The sequence below is a fragment of the Methanofollis ethanolicus genome (assembly GCF_001571385.1).
In the GTDB taxonomy this organism is placed as follows: Archaea; Halobacteriota; Methanomicrobia; order Methanomicrobiales; family Methanofollaceae; genus Methanofollis; species Methanofollis ethanolicus.
This window is the reverse complement of record NZ_BCNW01000001.1, coordinates 483,694-498,649: the sequence shown is the minus strand read 5'-3', so window position 1 is coordinate 498,649 and position 14,956 is coordinate 483,694. Positions and strand designations below refer to the sequence as shown.

Here is a 14,956-nt window from a genome sequence, read left to right as displayed (position 1 = left end):
AACGAGATATCTGCTTTTTTCTAATCGATGCGTCCTTTCGGGGGGATGAAAGTCCCGCGACGCGTAAACGATTCGCACAGAAATGACATATATTGTTACAGAGATATCGCACTGCGGGGATCAAAAGGATCGCCGGGGAGGAACGAAACCGTGGAAGCAGACAGGCAGGACGCAACAGAGCGATCGCGTGCAGTCGGAAGAGGCCTTGTGCCCGGACTTCTCATTCTCTTCTTCCTTCTTGCCGCGGCGCCGGCGGACGCGGCGACCCCGGACACCGAGGCCGACACGCTCCTCCTCTCTGCCGGGAACTATTCTCCCGCCCGGGTGACGGAGTGGCGCGACCAGATGCCCGCACCGTCGTACGCTATCCCGGACAATGCCAGATGCTTCAGATATGTCGGCGTCTTCCTACCTGAAGAGTCGGAGAACACGAGCGTCGACGGCTATTACGCCCGCATCCTCCCGGACGGGAGGACGATCTCCTATGCCGAGGTGAGAGATGCCAACGCGTCTCCAGCCGATCCGATCGCCTTCCGTGCACGGGCCGGGGCATGCCCGTACAGCGGCAGCGAGGAGATAGAGGAGTGCTTCAGGCCCATGATCACCTTCTTCGACGGCTACACGGAACTGGCGCGGCACACCACCGTCAGGGACTACCCGGGGATCGGGGAGGTAGCCGCCACGACGGTTCTGTACCAGTACCCGAACGACGGCGACCCTGACAACGAATATTTCTGCACCTGCTCATGCATCGTCGAGACTCCGGAGGACGCATCTTCGGGAGGGGAGGGATGGAGGAACAGGGGAGTGAACGCGCATTATCTTTTCAACACCACCTATGGTGATATCCGGAAATTTCCGATCCTGGGGACCCATTTTAACCCGCAGACCTCCAGGAACTACCCGAGTGCCCTGGATATCTCCGGCGTCCTCTTCGGTCGATCGGTCATCGCCCACGTCAGACACGTCCCAGAAGACGAGATATTCTGGAACGTGAAGGTGGGGTACTTCGACGACCTGGCCACAGATCCGTTGCACTTTTTCACGACCCTTGAGATCATAGGCATCCAGCCGCTGGAGAATGAGACCCAGTGGCATCTGCTTACAAGAACCAGGATAGACATGGACGGCGGTTGGGCAAGGATCGGGTGGCTGGTGTACGAGACGACGCCGGCGTCGCCCGAACGCTGGGGCCACGCCCTCCTCGTCCGCACGGTGCCTGAAGAGAGCATGCACCCGACTAATGAGACGACCGATCTCAATACCACGACAAAGACTGAGGTGATCCGGATCGCCCTTGCGAACGCCACCGTGCAGGACTATCTCCCTGAAAACGACGAGATCACGGCGTGGACTATACCACCATAACACGCGCCTCCAGAGGCGTGGAAACGTCGGACACCGTGCTGACCGTCGCAATAGAAACAAAAGACGCACAACTCCGGGTGTACGTGGACCTGGAGACGGAGACGGTGAGCGCAATCGCAAAGAATTACCTGCGGACGCCGGTCATCATGCCTTCGGCAACGCAGCCGACATCGACGCCGCCGGGAGGCGAAACACCCACGGTACCACCCACGGTGCCTCTCCCCACCCCCGCCGGGACGCACCGGTAGAACGCAGGGGCACATCAGGAGATCGTCGAGCCCCGAAGAGACGACGACAGGACTCGCCATAACAAACCCGGACAACCCTATATATGTTCCGGGCACACGGGAACTATGACCGGATGCTCCAGGTATGCAGTCCTCATCCTCTTCCTTCTCGTATTGATCCCTCCTTCGTCGGCCGTTCTCTTTTTCTCAGGCTCAGACGTCGTGATCACCGAACCCTCCGATGACGACGTCGTCGCCTCTGGGGGCCGCGTCACCGTGGAGGCGCCTGTCGAAAGCCTGGTCGCCGCCGGCGGAGAGGTCGTCGTCCGCGCCCCGGTCAGGGGAGACGTGATCCTCGCAGGGGGCACGGTCACCATCGACGCCGACGTGGGCGGAAAGGTGGTCGCCGCAGGCGGCATGATCGACATCAACTCCCCGGTCGGGAGGAACGTCGTCTGCACCGGCGACACGGTAACGATCGGGAAGAACGCCTCGGTCGGCAGGGACGCCCATATATCGGGGCGAACCGTCTCGAACGCCGGAGCGGTCGCCGGCGTGTTGAGCGTCAGTGCGGAAAGTCTTGAAAACAGCGGCACCGCAGGTTCGGTCGAGTTCCAGCGGCAAGAGCCTGACGACTCCCTGATCCCTGGACCGGTCTCGATCATCACGGCCATCGGTTTTCTGCTCCTCGGCCTGGCGCTCATCAGGTTCATGCCGCTCCAGTTCGGCGCGGTCGTCGGCACCCTCAGAGAACGGCCGATCATCAACACGCTGGTCGGCATCGGCCTGACCCTCGGCGGTGCGCTCGCCTGCCTTGTCCTCGCGATCACCATCATCGGCATCCCCTTCGCCGCTATCATCGGCATGCTCCTGATACTCTCCTTCCTGATCTCAGGGCTCTTCGTCTCCGCCTGGATCGGCGGCCTGATCGCCGACCGGTTCTCTCCCTCAATGAACCCTTACTGGCGGTTTGTGAGCGGATTCGTCCTCTTCCAGATCGTTCTCTTCATCCCCGTCCTCGGCTTCCTCGTGCAGGTGCTCGCCCTCTTCCTGGGGACGGGGGCGGCATTCGAAACGCTCTGGAGATCATCTGAAACAGAGATTGCCGGATAACCCGAAAGAAATCTTTTTTTATCCCGCCATTGTGTGCAGGAAGAGTTATTGCAACGGGTTCGAACAGGAGAGATCCACGACAGGGAAACAGAAGACATCACCATCGAAACACCCTGAAAAAAACAGATCACACCCGCCCCTGCCGGGCAGAAAAGAGCAGAACGACACCCCTCCCAAAAAAGATTGGTGGGGAGGGTATTCCCCGGGAACGGTTGTGCGCTCCTCTGCTCACGCCAGATAATCGTCAGGCCTCGGGATCTGTTCCTTCAGACCCTTCCTCTTCCGGATCGCCTTGACGACCTCGGGGAGGAGACCCTGGGGAACAACCTCGAAACCGGCGAACTCGGTGGACCACATCGCACGGCCCTCGGTCGCGGAGCGGATGTCGCCGGCAAAGCCGAAGAGTTCCGCCACCGGCGCCTTGCCGGAGACAGTGATCGTGTCGCCCATGCTCTGCATGTCGAAGACCTGACCGCGCCGTCCCTGGATCTGACCGGTTGCGGCACCCATCTGGTCCATCGGGACAGTGATCTGGATCTTCTGCAGCGGCTCGAGGAGGGAGTCGCCGGCCATCAGGATGCCGGCCTTGACCGCGGAACGGACCGCGGGGATGACCTGCGCCGGACCACGGTGGATCGCGTCCTCGTGGAGCTTGACATCGACGAGGCGGATCTTCAGGTTCTGCACCTGTTCCTCGGCAAGCGGACCGCCCGCAAGGGCCTCGCGCCAGCCTTCGAGGACAAGTTCCATCGTCTCGTTGAGGTACTGAATACCCTTGGTCATGTCGAAGAACATGTTCGTCGCTTCGATGGCCCTGAGGTTCTTCGCCTCATCCTTCTCGAAACCGGCCTTGATCAGGATGTCACGCCTCTCGATTTCAGGGAGGTTCATCGTGATCTCGCCGTCCTTGATCAGCTGCACGACCTCGTCGCTCAGGGGCTCGAGCTCGATGTAGAACCTGTTGTGGCGGTTCGGGGACTTACCCTCGACCGGACCCGCCTTCTGGGTGGGAGTCTCGCGGTACACCACGATCGGCGGGGACGTGACGATCTCGACGCCCTTGTCGCGCTTGATACGACCGGTGATGATCTCCAGGTGGAGTTCGCCCATGCCGGAGATCAGGTGCTCGCCGGTCTCCTCGTTGATCGTGACGCGGACAGTCGGGTCTTCCTTCGCGACCTGCCGGAGGACGGTGACGAGCTTCGGAAGGTCCTTCATGTTCTTCGCCTCAACCGCAACGGTCATGACAGGCTCGGAGTAGTGCTGGAGAGACTCGAACGGCGTCATGTCCATCATCGACGTGACGGTGGAACCGACGATCGCGTCCTTGAGACCGGTGACGGCGGCGATGTTGCCGGCGCAGAGGCTCTCGACCTCGATCCTCTCGGGGCCCATGAAGATACCGACCTGCTGGAGGCGGTTGGACTTCCCGGCGGTGCCGGAGATGTAGACCTCTTCGCCGCGGCGGAGAGTGCCGGAGAAGAGACGGCCGGTGGCGACCTCGCCCGCGTGCGGGTCGAAGGAGATGTCGGTGACCATCATGGCGATAGGACCGTGCGGGTCACAGCCGATCATGGACTTGCCGACCTCAGACTCGTAGTCGCCGTGCCAGATGATGTGGACACGGCGGTCCTGTGCCTGGATAGGGTTTGGCAGGTGCTTGACGACCATGTCAAGGAGAACGTCAGCGAGCGGGCTCTTCTTGGCGAGAGTCTTCATGTCCTCGGCGCGGCAGCGGTCAAAGACCTCGCCGAAGTTCACGCCCGACGTCTTCATGTACGGGACAGAGACGGCCCAGTTGTACAGCGCGGAGCCGAAGGCGACGGTGCCCTGTGCGGCGTCGAGCTTCCAGCCATCGTTGTACATCTTTTCGTTCATGCCCTTGATGAGTTTGTTCACCTTGTCGATGACACGCCCGAGGCGGATCTGCATCTCGGTCTGGTCGACCTTGATCTCGTTGATCAGGCGGTCCACCTTGTTGATGAACAGGACAGGCTTGACACCCTCCTTGAGGGCCTGGCGGAGCACCGTCTCGGTCTGGGGCATGGTGCCCTCGACAGCGTCCACGACGACGACCGCACCGTCCACCGCACGCATCGCACGGGTGACGTCGCCGCCGAAGTCGACGTGGCCCGGAGTATCGATCATGTTGATGAGGTACTCCTGCCCCTTGTACTCGTGGACCATCGAAACGTTCGAGGCGTCAATCGTGATGCCGCGGGCCTGCTCTTCCGCGTCGGAGTCCATGAAGAGCTGGTGACCGGCGAGCTCCTCGGAGATCATCCCGGCGCCTGCAAGCAGGTTGTCAGAAAGGGTGGTCTTCCCGTGGTCGATGTGTGCTACGATACCAATGTTGCGGATCCGGTCCGGCTTGTCCATCAGCTCGGTGACCCGCTCTACCATCTTTTTTCTTCGTGTCATGGGAGTGCCTCAGAACCAAAAAAAAGGGTTTTACCGTGCAGCCTTTGCAACACGTTCGCGTTCTTCTTTCTTCGAGACGGAGTAGGCCTTTGCATCGCCCTTCGCCGCAGCGATAATCTCGTCTGCGAGCACGTCGGCAGCCGAGCGCTTGCTCTTGTGGGAGCCGTTGTAGGTGGCGATGGCGAGGAAGCCGAGGGCGGAGTCGACCCGGCGCTGCGGGGCGGTGTCGACCGCCTTCGGGACATTGATGCCGCCGTACTTCAGGCGGACGGTCTCCTCGCGGGGGCCGGCATTGGCGATCGCGTCGACAAGCACCTGGACCGGGTTCTTCTTGGTCTTCTTATTGACCCTGTCGAAGGCTTCCTCGACGATCCCGATCGTGACCTGCTTCTTGCCGGTGTTCTGTTCCTTCTGCATCAGCTTGTTGATGAGCCGCTCGACGATGAGCATCTCACTCTTGGCAAACTGCTGCTGGGAGAGCTTGCCGCAGGAGTGCGGGACGATCATCGAGGTGAGGTTCACGTAGCGGAGAAGGCCGGGGTCGGCGATCTGGACTTCGGAAAGGTCCCACTTGTTGAAAAGGAGCCTCGGTACGCCGGCTTCCTTCTCTTCTACCTGTTCTACCTGTTCCTGGACAGGAGTTTCTACTTCTTCCACCATCATGATCACCTGCGCGGCTTCTCCTTACGGCCGAGGACCATTTCCTGGAGGCATACGTCGTTCACCTTGGTGACACAGAAACGAACACCAGGAATATCACCCTTCGACCTGCCGAGACGGCCACCGATACCTTCGATGGTGACCTCGTCGTGCTCGTCGATGAAGTTGATCGCGCCGTCGCCGACGGCGAAGGCCGAGACCTGGCGACCGTTCTTGATCAACTGCACGCGGACACACTTACGGATGGCCGAGTTCGGCTGTTTGGCTTCGACACCGACCTTTTCGAGCACGATGCCACGGGCCTGCGGGGCGCCCTCGAGGGGATCAGACTTGATATCGAGCATCAGTTCGCGGCGAGCGTAGTTCTTGTCGCTCCACCGGGTGCTGTTGGCGTCACGCTTCAGCTTTCTGGCTGCAAATTTACCCATTCCCATTGAATACCCTCTTTAGAGTAGATTTTCTCGATGTGGAAACTCCTCACTGTGGTATATACCAAAGCGCGGAATGAATTTATATATTCTCCATCATCTCGAAATCTTGTAGTATTCATGGGACGTCCACTATAATAATCTTATATCCTCACCCGCCGAATGATAGGTGATGGTCACCTGTATCTACAAAGAAACCTACTTCGACGCGAGTCACCGCCTCCTCCACTACCAGGGGAAGTGCCACCGCCTCCACGGTCACAGGTGGAGGGTCGAGGTCTGGATCAGGGGGACGCCCGACGAGACGACCGGTATTCTCATCGACTACAATGATATTAAAGAGGTCGTGGACCGGTTCGACCACCAGGTGGTCCTCAACGAGGATGACCCGATGGTGGCCTGCCTGCGGCAGTTCCAGGACGTGGTGACCACGACCGGCGACCCGACGAGCGAGGTGCTCGCCAGGGTGATCGCCGGTCTCATCAACGAGATGTGCGGCACGGACGGGAGAGACGCACGCGTCGAGAAGATCCGGGTCTGGGAAGCGGAGACCTGCTACGCGGAGGCGACCGATGCGGATCTGTGAGGTCTTTTACTCTCTCCAGGGCGAGGGGACAGAGCAGGGCAGGCCGACCGCGTTCGTGAGGCTTGCAGGCTGCAACCTGGCGTGCGCCTGGTGCGACACGCCGGAGGCGCAGGACGCAACCGCCGGGAAAGAGGTCGCGGCCGATGCTCTCCTCGACCACCTCTGGCGCAAAAAGTGCCGGACGGTCTGTTTCACCGGCGGCGAACCTCTCCTCCAGATGGACGAGGTGGTCGAGGCCTCCCGCCGCCTGTCGGGGATGGGTTATGCCGTCGAGATCGAGACGAACGGGACGGTGGACTTCAGGCCTGTCCAGCCCTTCGCCTCTGTCTGCATGGACGTGAAGTGCCCGTCGTCGGGGGAGACGAGCGACCTCTCCCTCCTCCCGTATATCAGGGAGAAGGACAGCGTGAAGTTCGTCGTCGGCACGAACGAGGACCTCGCCTATGTCGAGAAGGTCCTCAAACACTGCCCGATAAAGGGCGAGGTCTTCGTCTCGCCGGTGTACGGCGCGGACGAAAAGGGGATCGCGCGCTGGGTGCTCGAGTCGGGGTTCCCGGTGCGTTTCCAGATCCAGCTCCACAAGTACCTGGAGATGAAGTAAGGATGAAAGCGGTATGCCTCCTCTCGGGCGGGATGGACTCGTCCACCCTCGCCTATGTGGCGAAAGATATGGGCTACGATGTCCTCGCCCTCCACCTCAACTACGGCCAGCTGACAGAGAGGAAGGAGCGCGAGTGCGCACGGACGGTCGCCGGCCTCCTCGGGGCGAAGGAGTTCCTCGAAGTGGACGTCGGCTACTTCAGGCAGTTCGGAAAGAGCGCCCTTGTCGACGAGGAGATCCCGGTGAACGATTTCAGGGAGGAGCACGCGGGTGTCCCGAAGACCTACGTCCCCTTCAGGAACGGGAACCTCCTGGCGATGGCGACGAGTTTTGCCGAGTCCCGCGACGCCGACGCGGTCTTTATCGGGGTGCAGTCCTCAGACTTCTCGGGCTACCCGGACTGCCGGGAAGAGTTCATCCGGGCCTTCCAGCGTGCCGTCGACCTCGGCACGGCGCAGGAAAAGCCGATCCGGTTGATGACGCCCTTCGTGCACATGAACAAGACGGAGATCCTGGAGAGGGGCCTCGCCCTCGGCGTGCCGTACGAGCACACCTGGTCCTGCTACAGCACCAACGATACCGCCTGCGGGGTCTGCGAGTCCTGCCACTTCAGGCTCGAAGCCTTCCGCGCCCTCGGCATCGAGGACCCGATCCCGTACGAGGTGCGGCCATGACCGTGATCTACACAGGAAAGAGGCTCTCGGTCGAGTTGAACAGGTACACCCTCCCGAACGGGAAGGAGAAGGAAAGAGTCGTCGTCAAACCCGGCAACGCCGCGGTGATGCTCCCTATCGAGGGGGAGGACTGCTACCTTGTGCGGCAGTACCGCTTCGCCATCGGAGAGTACATCTATGAGGCGGCGGCCGGGACTCTGGAGCCGGGCGAGGAACCGATCGAGACGGCCCGGCGAGAACTCGTCGAGGAGTGCCGGATCGCCGCCGACGAGTTCATCCCGCGGGGCTTCATCTACACCTCGCCGGGTTTCACCGACGAGAAGGTCTACCTCTTCGAGGCCCGCGGCCTCACGCCGTCGCGGGAGTTCGACCCTGACGACGACGAGGTGATCGAGGTGGTCAGGATGCCCCTCGCAAAGGCCGTCGCCATGTGCCGGGACGGGCGGATCTCGGACGCGAAGACGATCGCGGCCCTCTGCCGGTGCCTGCGATGAGGGAGGGCGTTCTCGGCGTCCTGCTGGTCGTCGTCCTGGCGGCCGCGGGGTGCACGGCGGCGCCGTCCTATGGAGTGGACGGGGACGGTGTCCTCTCCCTCTCCGTGCCGACGCCGTCTTACGACGAGACGGTCCAGAACACGACCGGGAATGTCACCGTCTCGGAGATCGTCCTCCACCGCGACGTCGAGGTCGCCTGCCTGCTCGCCGCACCGGCAGACCCGCGGGCGGGGATCGTCTACGCACCCGGCGCCGGGGTGAAGAAGGAGGCGCACCGCGACCGGGCAATCGAGTACGCGGAGAACGGCATCGCCTTCCTGATCGTGGACGTCCGCGGCAACGGCGGCGCAACACCCGGACACCCCCTGGACTTCGACGCCGACTTCGAGGTGTTCGAGAAGGGCGACTGGCCGCAGATGTACGCGGTCGCCGCGGACATGATCGCGGCGCGAGAGGTGCTGGTGGCACGCTGCCCCGGCACGCCCGTCCACGCGATGGGGGCGTCGAACGGCGGGAGATACGCGGCGATGGCGGCGGCGGCCGACCCGGCCTTCGCAGGCTATATCGGGGTCTCGACCTCGGGCTTCTGCCGCTCCGGCGACAGGTACGCCGGGGACGCACGGCGGTTCCTCCTCTCCGTCGACCCCTCCGTCTCGGTCGCCTCGATATCGCCGCGGCCTGTCACGGTCTTCCACGCCCCCGACGACCCGGTGATCCCCTTCGCCGACGGCCAGGCCCTCTCCGACGCGGCGAAAGAACCAAAAGAGTTCGTCCCGTTCAACGGGACGCATGGCGTCAATGCCGAGGTGGACGCCCGCGTGATCGCCGTATGCGTGTGATTTATAGGAATCTGAAGAGAACAAGTACTAGCTTTGATGACTGGTGAATGAGAGATGACCGAAAACGCCGAAAATATAGTGGAGATGGACTCGGCGAGGCTGCGATACGAGTTCAAGAAGATGCTCGAACGCCTCGAAGCGAAGCAAGGGAGCGGCACCGAGCTCATCTCCCTCTATATCCCCCCGGACAAGCAGATCTATGACGTGACCGCCCAGTTACGGGACGAGTTCGGGCAGTGCGCGAACATCAAGAGCAAACAGACCCGAACGAACGTGCAGAGCGCCATCTCTTCCATCCTCTCCCGGCTCAAATACTTCAAGAGGCCGCCGGAAAAGGGCATGGCCGTTTTCTGCGGGACGGTCAGCACGGTCGGCGACCGCACCGACCTCCAGTGCGAGATCGTCCACCCGCCCGAGCCCATCAACCTGTACATGTACCGCTGCTCCTCGAACTTCGAGCTCGAACCCCTCAAGCAGATGCTCGAAGAGAAGCAGGTCTACGGTCTTCTGGTCATCGACAGGCGAGAGGCGTACTGGGGCTTCCTGCGGGGCAACAGGATCGAGCCCATCGGGGGGTCCACCTCGATGGTGCCGGGCAAGCAGCGTAAAGGCGGTCAGTCGTCGGTGCGATTCCAGCGTCTGCGTCTCATCGCCATCAACGAGTTCTACAAAAAGGTCGGCGACCATGCGAGCGACACCTTCCTTGCCGAGAAGGACTTCTTCAACCGTTTCCAGGGCCTCCTGATCGGCGGCCCGTCGCCGACGAAAGAGGAGTTCAACGAGGGTGGCTTCCTCCACCACGAGGTCCAGAAGCGTGTGCTCGGCCTCTTCGACGTCGCGTACACGAACGAGAGCGGCCTTGCCGAACTCGTCGACAACGCACAGGACGCCCTGAAGGGCGTCGAGGTCGTCAAGGAGAAGGAAGTGATGAACCGCTTCCTGAAAGAACTTGTCAAGGACGACGGCGTCGCCGCCTACGGCGAGGAGAGCGTGCGAAAGAACCTCGAGGACGGCGCCGTCGCGGTCCTGATCCTCTCCGACAGGCTGCGCGAGTCCCGCCTGAAGATCAGGTGCGGGAACTGCGGCTACGGCGAGGAGAAGACGGTGAAGACCGAGCCCGGCAAGACGACAAAGGATATCGACCTCGGGAACTGCCCGAAGTGCAGTTCCCCCCTCCAGATCGAGGAGGAAGTCGACATCATCGAGGAGATGACGACCCTCGCCGACCAGAGCAGTGCGAAGGTCGAGATCATCTCAGACGACTTCGAAGAGGGCTCGATGCTCTACTCCGCCTTCGGCGGGATTGCAGCGATCCTCAGATACAGGACGGGATACTGAATGTTCCTTGAAACTTACCGGCAGATAGAAGAGGCGCTCCGGGCGTGCACCGGAGAAGAGACAGTCGAACTCACAGACGGCGGCGAGCACGCGGACTATGCGACCACCGTCGCCTTCTCCCTCGCGAAGAAACTGAGAAAGTCCCCGATGGTCATCGCGACCGACCTTGCGGCAGATCTCACCGGGCGTCTTGCCGACGCAGGGATCACGGTCGAGACGAAGGGCCCGTACATCAACTTCCACGTGGACGCCGCATACGTGCAGGACGCGGTCAGGGAAGCCCTGGAGCCCGGCTACGGGAACCTCCCGGCACATGCCGGGAAGGTGATCCTGGAGCACACGAGTGCGAACCCGAACGGCCCCCTCCATGTCGGCCACATCAGGAACTCGATCATCGGCGACACCCTGGCCCGCTGCTTCCGGAAGGCGGGCTACCCCCTGGAGGTCCAGTATTACGTGAACGATATGGGCCGCCAGATCGCCATCGTCTCCTGGGGCTTCGACCATGTCCCGAAGGAGCGCCTTGAGGACGAGAAGGAGGACCACCACATCGCCCGCGTCTACATCGCCGCGAACCGCGAGATCGAGAAAGAGCCCGCGATCACCGGCGAGGTCGACCACCTGATGCAGCTCATCGAGCAGGGCGACCCGGAGACGCAGAGGAAGTTCCGCGAGGTCGTCTCCCACTGCCTCGACGGTTTCAAGGTGACGATGGCGAACCTCAACGTCGTCCACGACCGCTTTGTCTGGGAGTCGGACTTCGTGCGGAACGGCGACATGGAGAGGATCATCGACCGGATCGACCGCCTGCCCCAGGCGAAGCACGAGGGCACGCTCTCTCTCGACCTGACGGAGTGCGGGTTCGAGAAGGACTACGTGATCCGCCGGTCTGACGGGACGTCGGTCTACGCGGCCCGCGACCTCGCCTTCCACACCTGGAAGGGCCGGAACTCCGACCGCATGATCGACGTGCTGGGTGCCGACCACAAACTGATCGGTTCGCAGCTCCAGTGCACCCTGAAACTCCTGGGCGAGAAGGCCCCGGAGATCGTCATCTTCGAGTTCGTCTCCCTGCCCGAGGGCTCGATGTCGACGCGGGCCGGGAAGTTCATCTCGGCCGACGAACTCGTCGCCGAGGTGACGAACAAGGCCTTCGCCGAGGTCTCGGAGAGGAGGCCCGAACTCCCGTCCGAACAGCGCGAGGAGATCGCCCGCGCCGTCGCCATCTCCGCGATCCGCTACGATATCGTCAGGATCTCGCCGGAGAAGTCGACGGTCTTCGACTGGAAGGAGGCCCTGAACTTCGAACGCCAGAGCGGCCCGTACATCCAGTACTCTCATGCCCGCGCCTGTTCGATCCTGGAGAAGGCCGGGGCCTTCGACGAGGCCTTCGCGTACGCGGACGAGCACGAGATCGCCCTTGCCAAACAGATCGCCCGTTTCCCCGCGGTGATCGACCAGGTGGTCCGCGAACTCCGGCCTCACCTCCTCGCCACCTATGCCCGCGACCTCGCCGACCAGTTCAACACCTTCTACCGGTACGTGCCTGTGCTGAAGAGCGAGGGGGAGACGCGGGCGAGCAGGCTCACTCTCGTGAAGGCTGCAGAGAACACGCTGAAAGAATCTCTCGAAACCCTTGGTATCGATGCGATCTCCACGATGTGAAGACGCACGGGTCGCCCTGCAAAAGCAGGGCTACCAGTTTTTTTCCCCCGACGCCACGGCGGCCGTGAAGCCGTGCATGTGGAACAAGCGCGCCCTGAAGGGCGGCGAGATGTGCTACAAGCACCAGTTCTACGGGATCGAGAGCCACCGCTGCGTGCAGATGACACCGACTCTCCGCTGCAACCAGCGCTGCCTCTTCTGCTGGCGGTCCTTCGAGCACGATGTCTCCGCGGAGAGGGAGTGCACGCCCGCGGAGATCCTTGAAAAGGTCCGCGGCCTCCAGAAGAGGGCGCTCTCCGGGTACAAGGTCTCGCAGTACGTGACACCCGATCGTTTTGCCGAGGCCCTCGACCCGACGATGGTGGCGATCTCCCTCTCCGGCGAACCGACCCTGTATTCGGGCCTGCCCGAGATGATCGACCTCTTCAACGCGGAGGGCTTCACCACCTTCCTGGTCTCGAACGGGACGCGGCCCGACGTTATCGCTCGCTGTCACCCCTTCCAGACCTATATCTCCCTGGACGCACCGGACGAGGAGACCTACCTCCCCCTCTGCAACCCGGCGGAGGAGGGGTCGTGGGAGAGGATCCACGAGAGTCTCAAACTCCTCTCCGGCCGCAGGTCGGCGGTCAGGACGACAGTCGTGAAGGGTATCAACGACATCGACCCGGCCGGATATGCCGAGCAGTACGAGGCGTCGGGCGCACGTTTTATCGAGATCAAGGGATACATGTATCTCGGATACAGTCGTAACCGCCTGTCGCGGGAGAACATGCCGGCGCACGAGGAGATCCGCCGCTTTGCGGAGGAGGTCGCCGGACACTGCACAAACTACCGGATCGTGGACGAAAGCCCCATATCCAGGGTCGTCCTGATGGAGAGAACAGAGAGAGGGGATGAAACAGAATGAGATTTGATCCAGAGGAAAGGAAGGAACTGTCGAGGAAGGACTTTGAAGAGGCATGGCACCGGGGCCCCGAGGTGCTGACGCCGCCGGCCCTGGCGGAGACGTACCCGCGGAAGGCCTACACGCGTGCGAGGCCGCACCCGATCGCGGAGACGATCGAGAGGCTCCGCCAGGTGTACCTCTCGATGGGCTTCGACGAGGCCCGCGTCCCGGTGATGATCGAGGAGTCGGACGTCTACAGGCAGTTCGGCCCCGAGGCGAGCGCGGTCCTGGACCGGGTCTTCTATCTCGGCGGCCTGCCGCGGCCGAATATCGGGATCTCAGACCGCCAGATGGAGCAGGTGATGGCAATGATCGGTGCCGAGTACGCGGAGGCGCCGGTGACGACCGAGGAGGCGAAGGAGAAACTCCAGAAGATCTTCCACGCCTACAAGAAGGCCGAGATCGACGGCGACGAACTGACCCACGAGATCGCCGGTTCTCTCTCGGTCGACGACGGCCTGGTGGTCCGGGTCCTGGATGCGGTCTTCCCGGAGTTCAGGAGTCTTGAGCCCGAGTCCTCGCACACGACCCTCCGCTCCCACATGACGAGCGGGTGGTTCCTCTCTCTCGGGTCGATGTGGGAGCACTACGCCCACCCGATCCGCCTCTTCTCGATCGACCGCTGTTTCCGCCGGGAGCAGGAGGAGGGGCCGACCCGCCTCATGACCTATCACTCGGCCTCGTGCATCATCGCGGGCGAGGACGTCACGATCGAGGACGGCAAGGCGGTCTCCGAGGCCCTGCTCTCTGCCTTCGGCTTCGAGGACTTCGAGTTCCGTCCTGACGAGAAGAGGTCGAAGTACTACATCCCCGACACCCAGACAGAGGTCTATGCGAAGCACCCGGAGATCGGGTGGGTGGAGGTCGCCACCTTCGGCATGTACTCGCCCTCGGCACTGGGCGAGTACGGCGTCGGCGTGCCTGTGATGAACCTGGGCCTGGGGGTCGAGCGTCTGGCGATGATCCTGTACCAGGCGAACGACGTCCGCAAACTCACGTATCCGCAGTTCTTCCCCCGCACTCTCACCGACCGCGATATCGCGGCGGCGATCGGTCTCCGCGAGGAGCCGCGGACCGTCGAGGGGCGGCGTCTCGTCTCCGCGATCATGGCGGCGGCGACCGAGCACGCCACGGCGGTGGGGCCGTGCTCCTTCGTCGCCTTCGAAGGGGCGTTCGCGGGCCGAAACATCAGGGTCTATGTCGAGGAGCCGGAGGAGAACTCGAAACTCTGCGGCCCGGCGACCTTCAACGAGGTCTTCGTGCAGGACGGCAAGGTGCTCGGCGTCCCTGACACCGAGAAGTTCGCGGACGCGCGGGCGAATGGCGCCCCGACCGGGATCTCGTACCTGATGGCAGCGGCGAACCTGGCGGCGGCACGGATCGAGGAGGCGGCGAGGGTCGGCGAGGGCGTTGTGGTGCAGACGAAGATGGCGAAGACGCCCTCCGACATCAACGTGAAGATACCCGAATGGGCGATGCGGTATATCACGGATAATAAGAGGAAGGTGGATGTCCGCGGGCCGGTGTTTTTGACGGTGCGGGGGGAGATCGGGGAGTGATCGGCCAATCCATCACGCCGGGCCCGATACATCC

The 14,956-nt window shown here is 62.4% G+C and carries 15 protein-coding genes; 12 read left to right on the top strand and 3 right to left on the bottom strand.

Annotation, left to right across the window (positions count from 1 at the left end):
• Positions 1–150: 150 nt before the first annotated feature.
• From MEFOE_RS02580 to MEFOE_RS02575, 3 genes are all read left to right on the top strand, one after another.
• Positions 151–1,368, top strand: coding sequence for a hypothetical protein (locus tag MEFOE_RS02580; RefSeq protein WP_153015847.1), 1,218 nt, complete (start codon positions 151–153; stop codon positions 1,366–1,368).
• Positions 1,350–1,616, top strand: a complete 267-nt coding sequence (locus MEFOE_RS13590; protein WP_235809540.1) for a hypothetical protein — start codon at positions 1,350–1,352, stop codon at positions 1,614–1,616. The genes MEFOE_RS02580 and MEFOE_RS13590 overlap by 19 nt, the downstream gene beginning before the upstream one ends.
• A gap of 105 nt (positions 1,617–1,721) precedes the next feature.
• Entirely contained in the window at positions 1,722–2,708 is a 987-nt protein-coding gene (locus MEFOE_RS02575; protein ID WP_067047824.1) for a hypothetical protein, read from the top strand.
• A gap of 228 nt (positions 2,709–2,936) precedes the next feature.
• Here the strand turns inward: MEFOE_RS02575 and MEFOE_RS02570 are convergent, their stop codons facing one another.
• The 3 genes from MEFOE_RS02570 to MEFOE_RS02560 are packed head-to-tail and all read right to left on the bottom strand — an operon-like array spanning position 2,937 to position 6,223.
• Positions 2,937–5,129 (bottom strand): elongation factor EF-2, encoded by a 2,193-nt coding sequence (locus MEFOE_RS02570; RefSeq protein ID WP_067047822.1) that lies wholly within the window; start codon positions 5,127–5,129, stop codon positions 2,937–2,939.
• Between the two features lie 30 nt (positions 5,130–5,159).
• Positions 5,160–5,792 carry a 30S ribosomal protein S7 gene (locus MEFOE_RS02565; RefSeq protein ID WP_083523293.1) on the bottom strand — a complete coding sequence of 211 codons (633 nt, stop codon included), beginning with the start codon at positions 5,790–5,792 and terminating at the stop codon, positions 5,160–5,162.
• A gap of 2 nt (positions 5,793–5,794) precedes the next feature.
• Positions 5,795–6,223, bottom strand: a complete 429-nt coding sequence (locus MEFOE_RS02560) for a 30S ribosomal protein S12 (protein WP_067047818.1) — start codon at positions 6,221–6,223, stop codon at positions 5,795–5,797.
• Between the two features lie 166 nt (positions 6,224–6,389).
• On the opposite strand from MEFOE_RS02560, the gene MEFOE_RS02555 reads away from it, so the two are divergent.
• Genes MEFOE_RS02555 through sepS form a run of 9 tightly spaced genes read left to right on the top strand, consistent with a single transcriptional unit; the run spans position 6,390 to position 14,922 of the window.
• Entirely contained in the window at positions 6,390–6,803 is a 414-nt protein-coding gene (locus tag MEFOE_RS02555; protein ID WP_067047816.1) for a 6-carboxytetrahydropterin synthase, read from the top strand.
• Positions 6,790–7,404, top strand: coding sequence for a 7-carboxy-7-deazaguanine synthase QueE (locus tag MEFOE_RS02550; RefSeq protein WP_067047814.1), 615 nt, complete (start codon positions 6,790–6,792; stop codon positions 7,402–7,404). The genes MEFOE_RS02555 and MEFOE_RS02550 overlap by 14 nt, the downstream gene beginning before the upstream one ends.
• Positions 7,405–7,406: 2 nt before the next feature.
• Entirely contained in the window at positions 7,407–8,078 is a 672-nt protein-coding gene (gene queC, locus MEFOE_RS02545; protein WP_067047812.1) for a 7-cyano-7-deazaguanine synthase QueC, read from the top strand.
• Positions 8,075–8,572, top strand: a complete 498-nt coding sequence (locus tag MEFOE_RS02540) for an NUDIX hydrolase (protein WP_067047810.1) — start codon at positions 8,075–8,077, stop codon at positions 8,570–8,572. The genes queC and MEFOE_RS02540 overlap by 4 nt, the downstream gene beginning before the upstream one ends.
• Complete coding sequence (locus MEFOE_RS02535) at positions 8,569–9,411, top strand: alpha/beta hydrolase (protein WP_067047808.1); 843 nt, start codon at positions 8,569–8,571, stop codon at positions 9,409–9,411. Before MEFOE_RS02540 ends, MEFOE_RS02535 begins: the two co-directional genes overlap by 4 nt.
• 54 nt (positions 9,412–9,465) lie before the next feature.
• Entirely contained in the window at positions 9,466–10,749 is a 1,284-nt protein-coding gene (gene prf1, locus MEFOE_RS02530; protein ID WP_067047806.1) for a peptide chain release factor aRF-1, read from the top strand.
• Entirely contained in the window at positions 10,750–12,414 is a 1,665-nt protein-coding gene (gene argS / locus MEFOE_RS02525; RefSeq protein ID WP_067047803.1) for an arginine--tRNA ligase, read from the top strand.
• Positions 12,395–13,324, top strand: a complete 930-nt coding sequence (gene twy1, locus MEFOE_RS02520) for a 4-demethylwyosine synthase TYW1 (RefSeq protein WP_067047801.1) — start codon at positions 12,395–12,397, stop codon at positions 13,322–13,324. Before argS ends, twy1 begins: the two co-directional genes overlap by 20 nt.
• On the top strand, positions 13,321–14,922 hold the full coding sequence (gene sepS, locus MEFOE_RS02515; RefSeq protein WP_067047800.1) for an O-phosphoserine--tRNA ligase: 1,602 nt from the start codon (positions 13,321–13,323) through the stop codon (positions 14,920–14,922). The genes twy1 and sepS overlap by 4 nt, the downstream gene beginning before the upstream one ends.
• Positions 14,923–14,956: the final 34 nt, after the last annotated feature.

What these genes read in the sequence shown, in the direction of transcription:
- MEFOE_RS02575 (WP_067047824.1), top strand. Translation starts at nt 1,722, where the DNA reads ATGACCGGATGCTCCAGGTATGCAGTCCTCATCCTCTTCCTTCTCGTA.
- MEFOE_RS02535 (WP_067047808.1), top strand. Translation starts at nt 8,569, where the DNA reads ATGAGGGAGGGCGTTCTCGGCGTCCTGCTGGTCGTCGTCCTGGCGGCC.
- queC (WP_067047812.1), top strand. Translation starts at nt 7,407, where the DNA reads ATGAAAGCGGTATGCCTCCTCTCGGGCGGGATGGACTCGTCCACCCTC.
- argS (WP_067047803.1), top strand. Translation starts at nt 10,750, where the DNA reads ATGTTCCTTGAAACTTACCGGCAGATAGAAGAGGCGCTCCGGGCGTGC.
- MEFOE_RS02550 (WP_067047814.1), top strand. Translation starts at nt 6,790, where the DNA reads ATGCGGATCTGTGAGGTCTTTTACTCTCTCCAGGGCGAGGGGACAGAG.
- MEFOE_RS02555 (WP_067047816.1), top strand. Translation starts at nt 6,390, where the DNA reads ATGGTCACCTGTATCTACAAAGAAACCTACTTCGACGCGAGTCACCGC.
- MEFOE_RS02565 (WP_083523293.1), bottom strand. Translation starts at nt 5,792, where the DNA reads ATGATGGTGGAAGAAGTAGAAACTCCTGTCCAGGAACAGGTAGAACAG.
- sepS (WP_067047800.1), top strand. Translation starts at nt 13,321, where the DNA reads ATGAGATTTGATCCAGAGGAAAGGAAGGAACTGTCGAGGAAGGACTTT.
- MEFOE_RS02540 (WP_067047810.1), top strand. Translation starts at nt 8,075, where the DNA reads ATGACCGTGATCTACACAGGAAAGAGGCTCTCGGTCGAGTTGAACAGG.
- MEFOE_RS02570 (WP_067047822.1), bottom strand. Translation starts at nt 5,129, where the DNA reads ATGACACGAAGAAAAAAGATGGTAGAGCGGGTCACCGAGCTGATGGAC.
- twy1 (WP_067047801.1), top strand. Translation starts at nt 12,395, where the DNA reads ATGCGATCTCCACGATGTGAAGACGCACGGGTCGCCCTGCAAAAGCAG.
- MEFOE_RS02560 (WP_067047818.1), bottom strand. Translation starts at nt 6,223, where the DNA reads ATGGGAATGGGTAAATTTGCAGCCAGAAAGCTGAAGCGTGACGCCAAC.
- prf1 (WP_067047806.1), top strand. Translation starts at nt 9,466, where the DNA reads ATGACCGAAAACGCCGAAAATATAGTGGAGATGGACTCGGCGAGGCTG.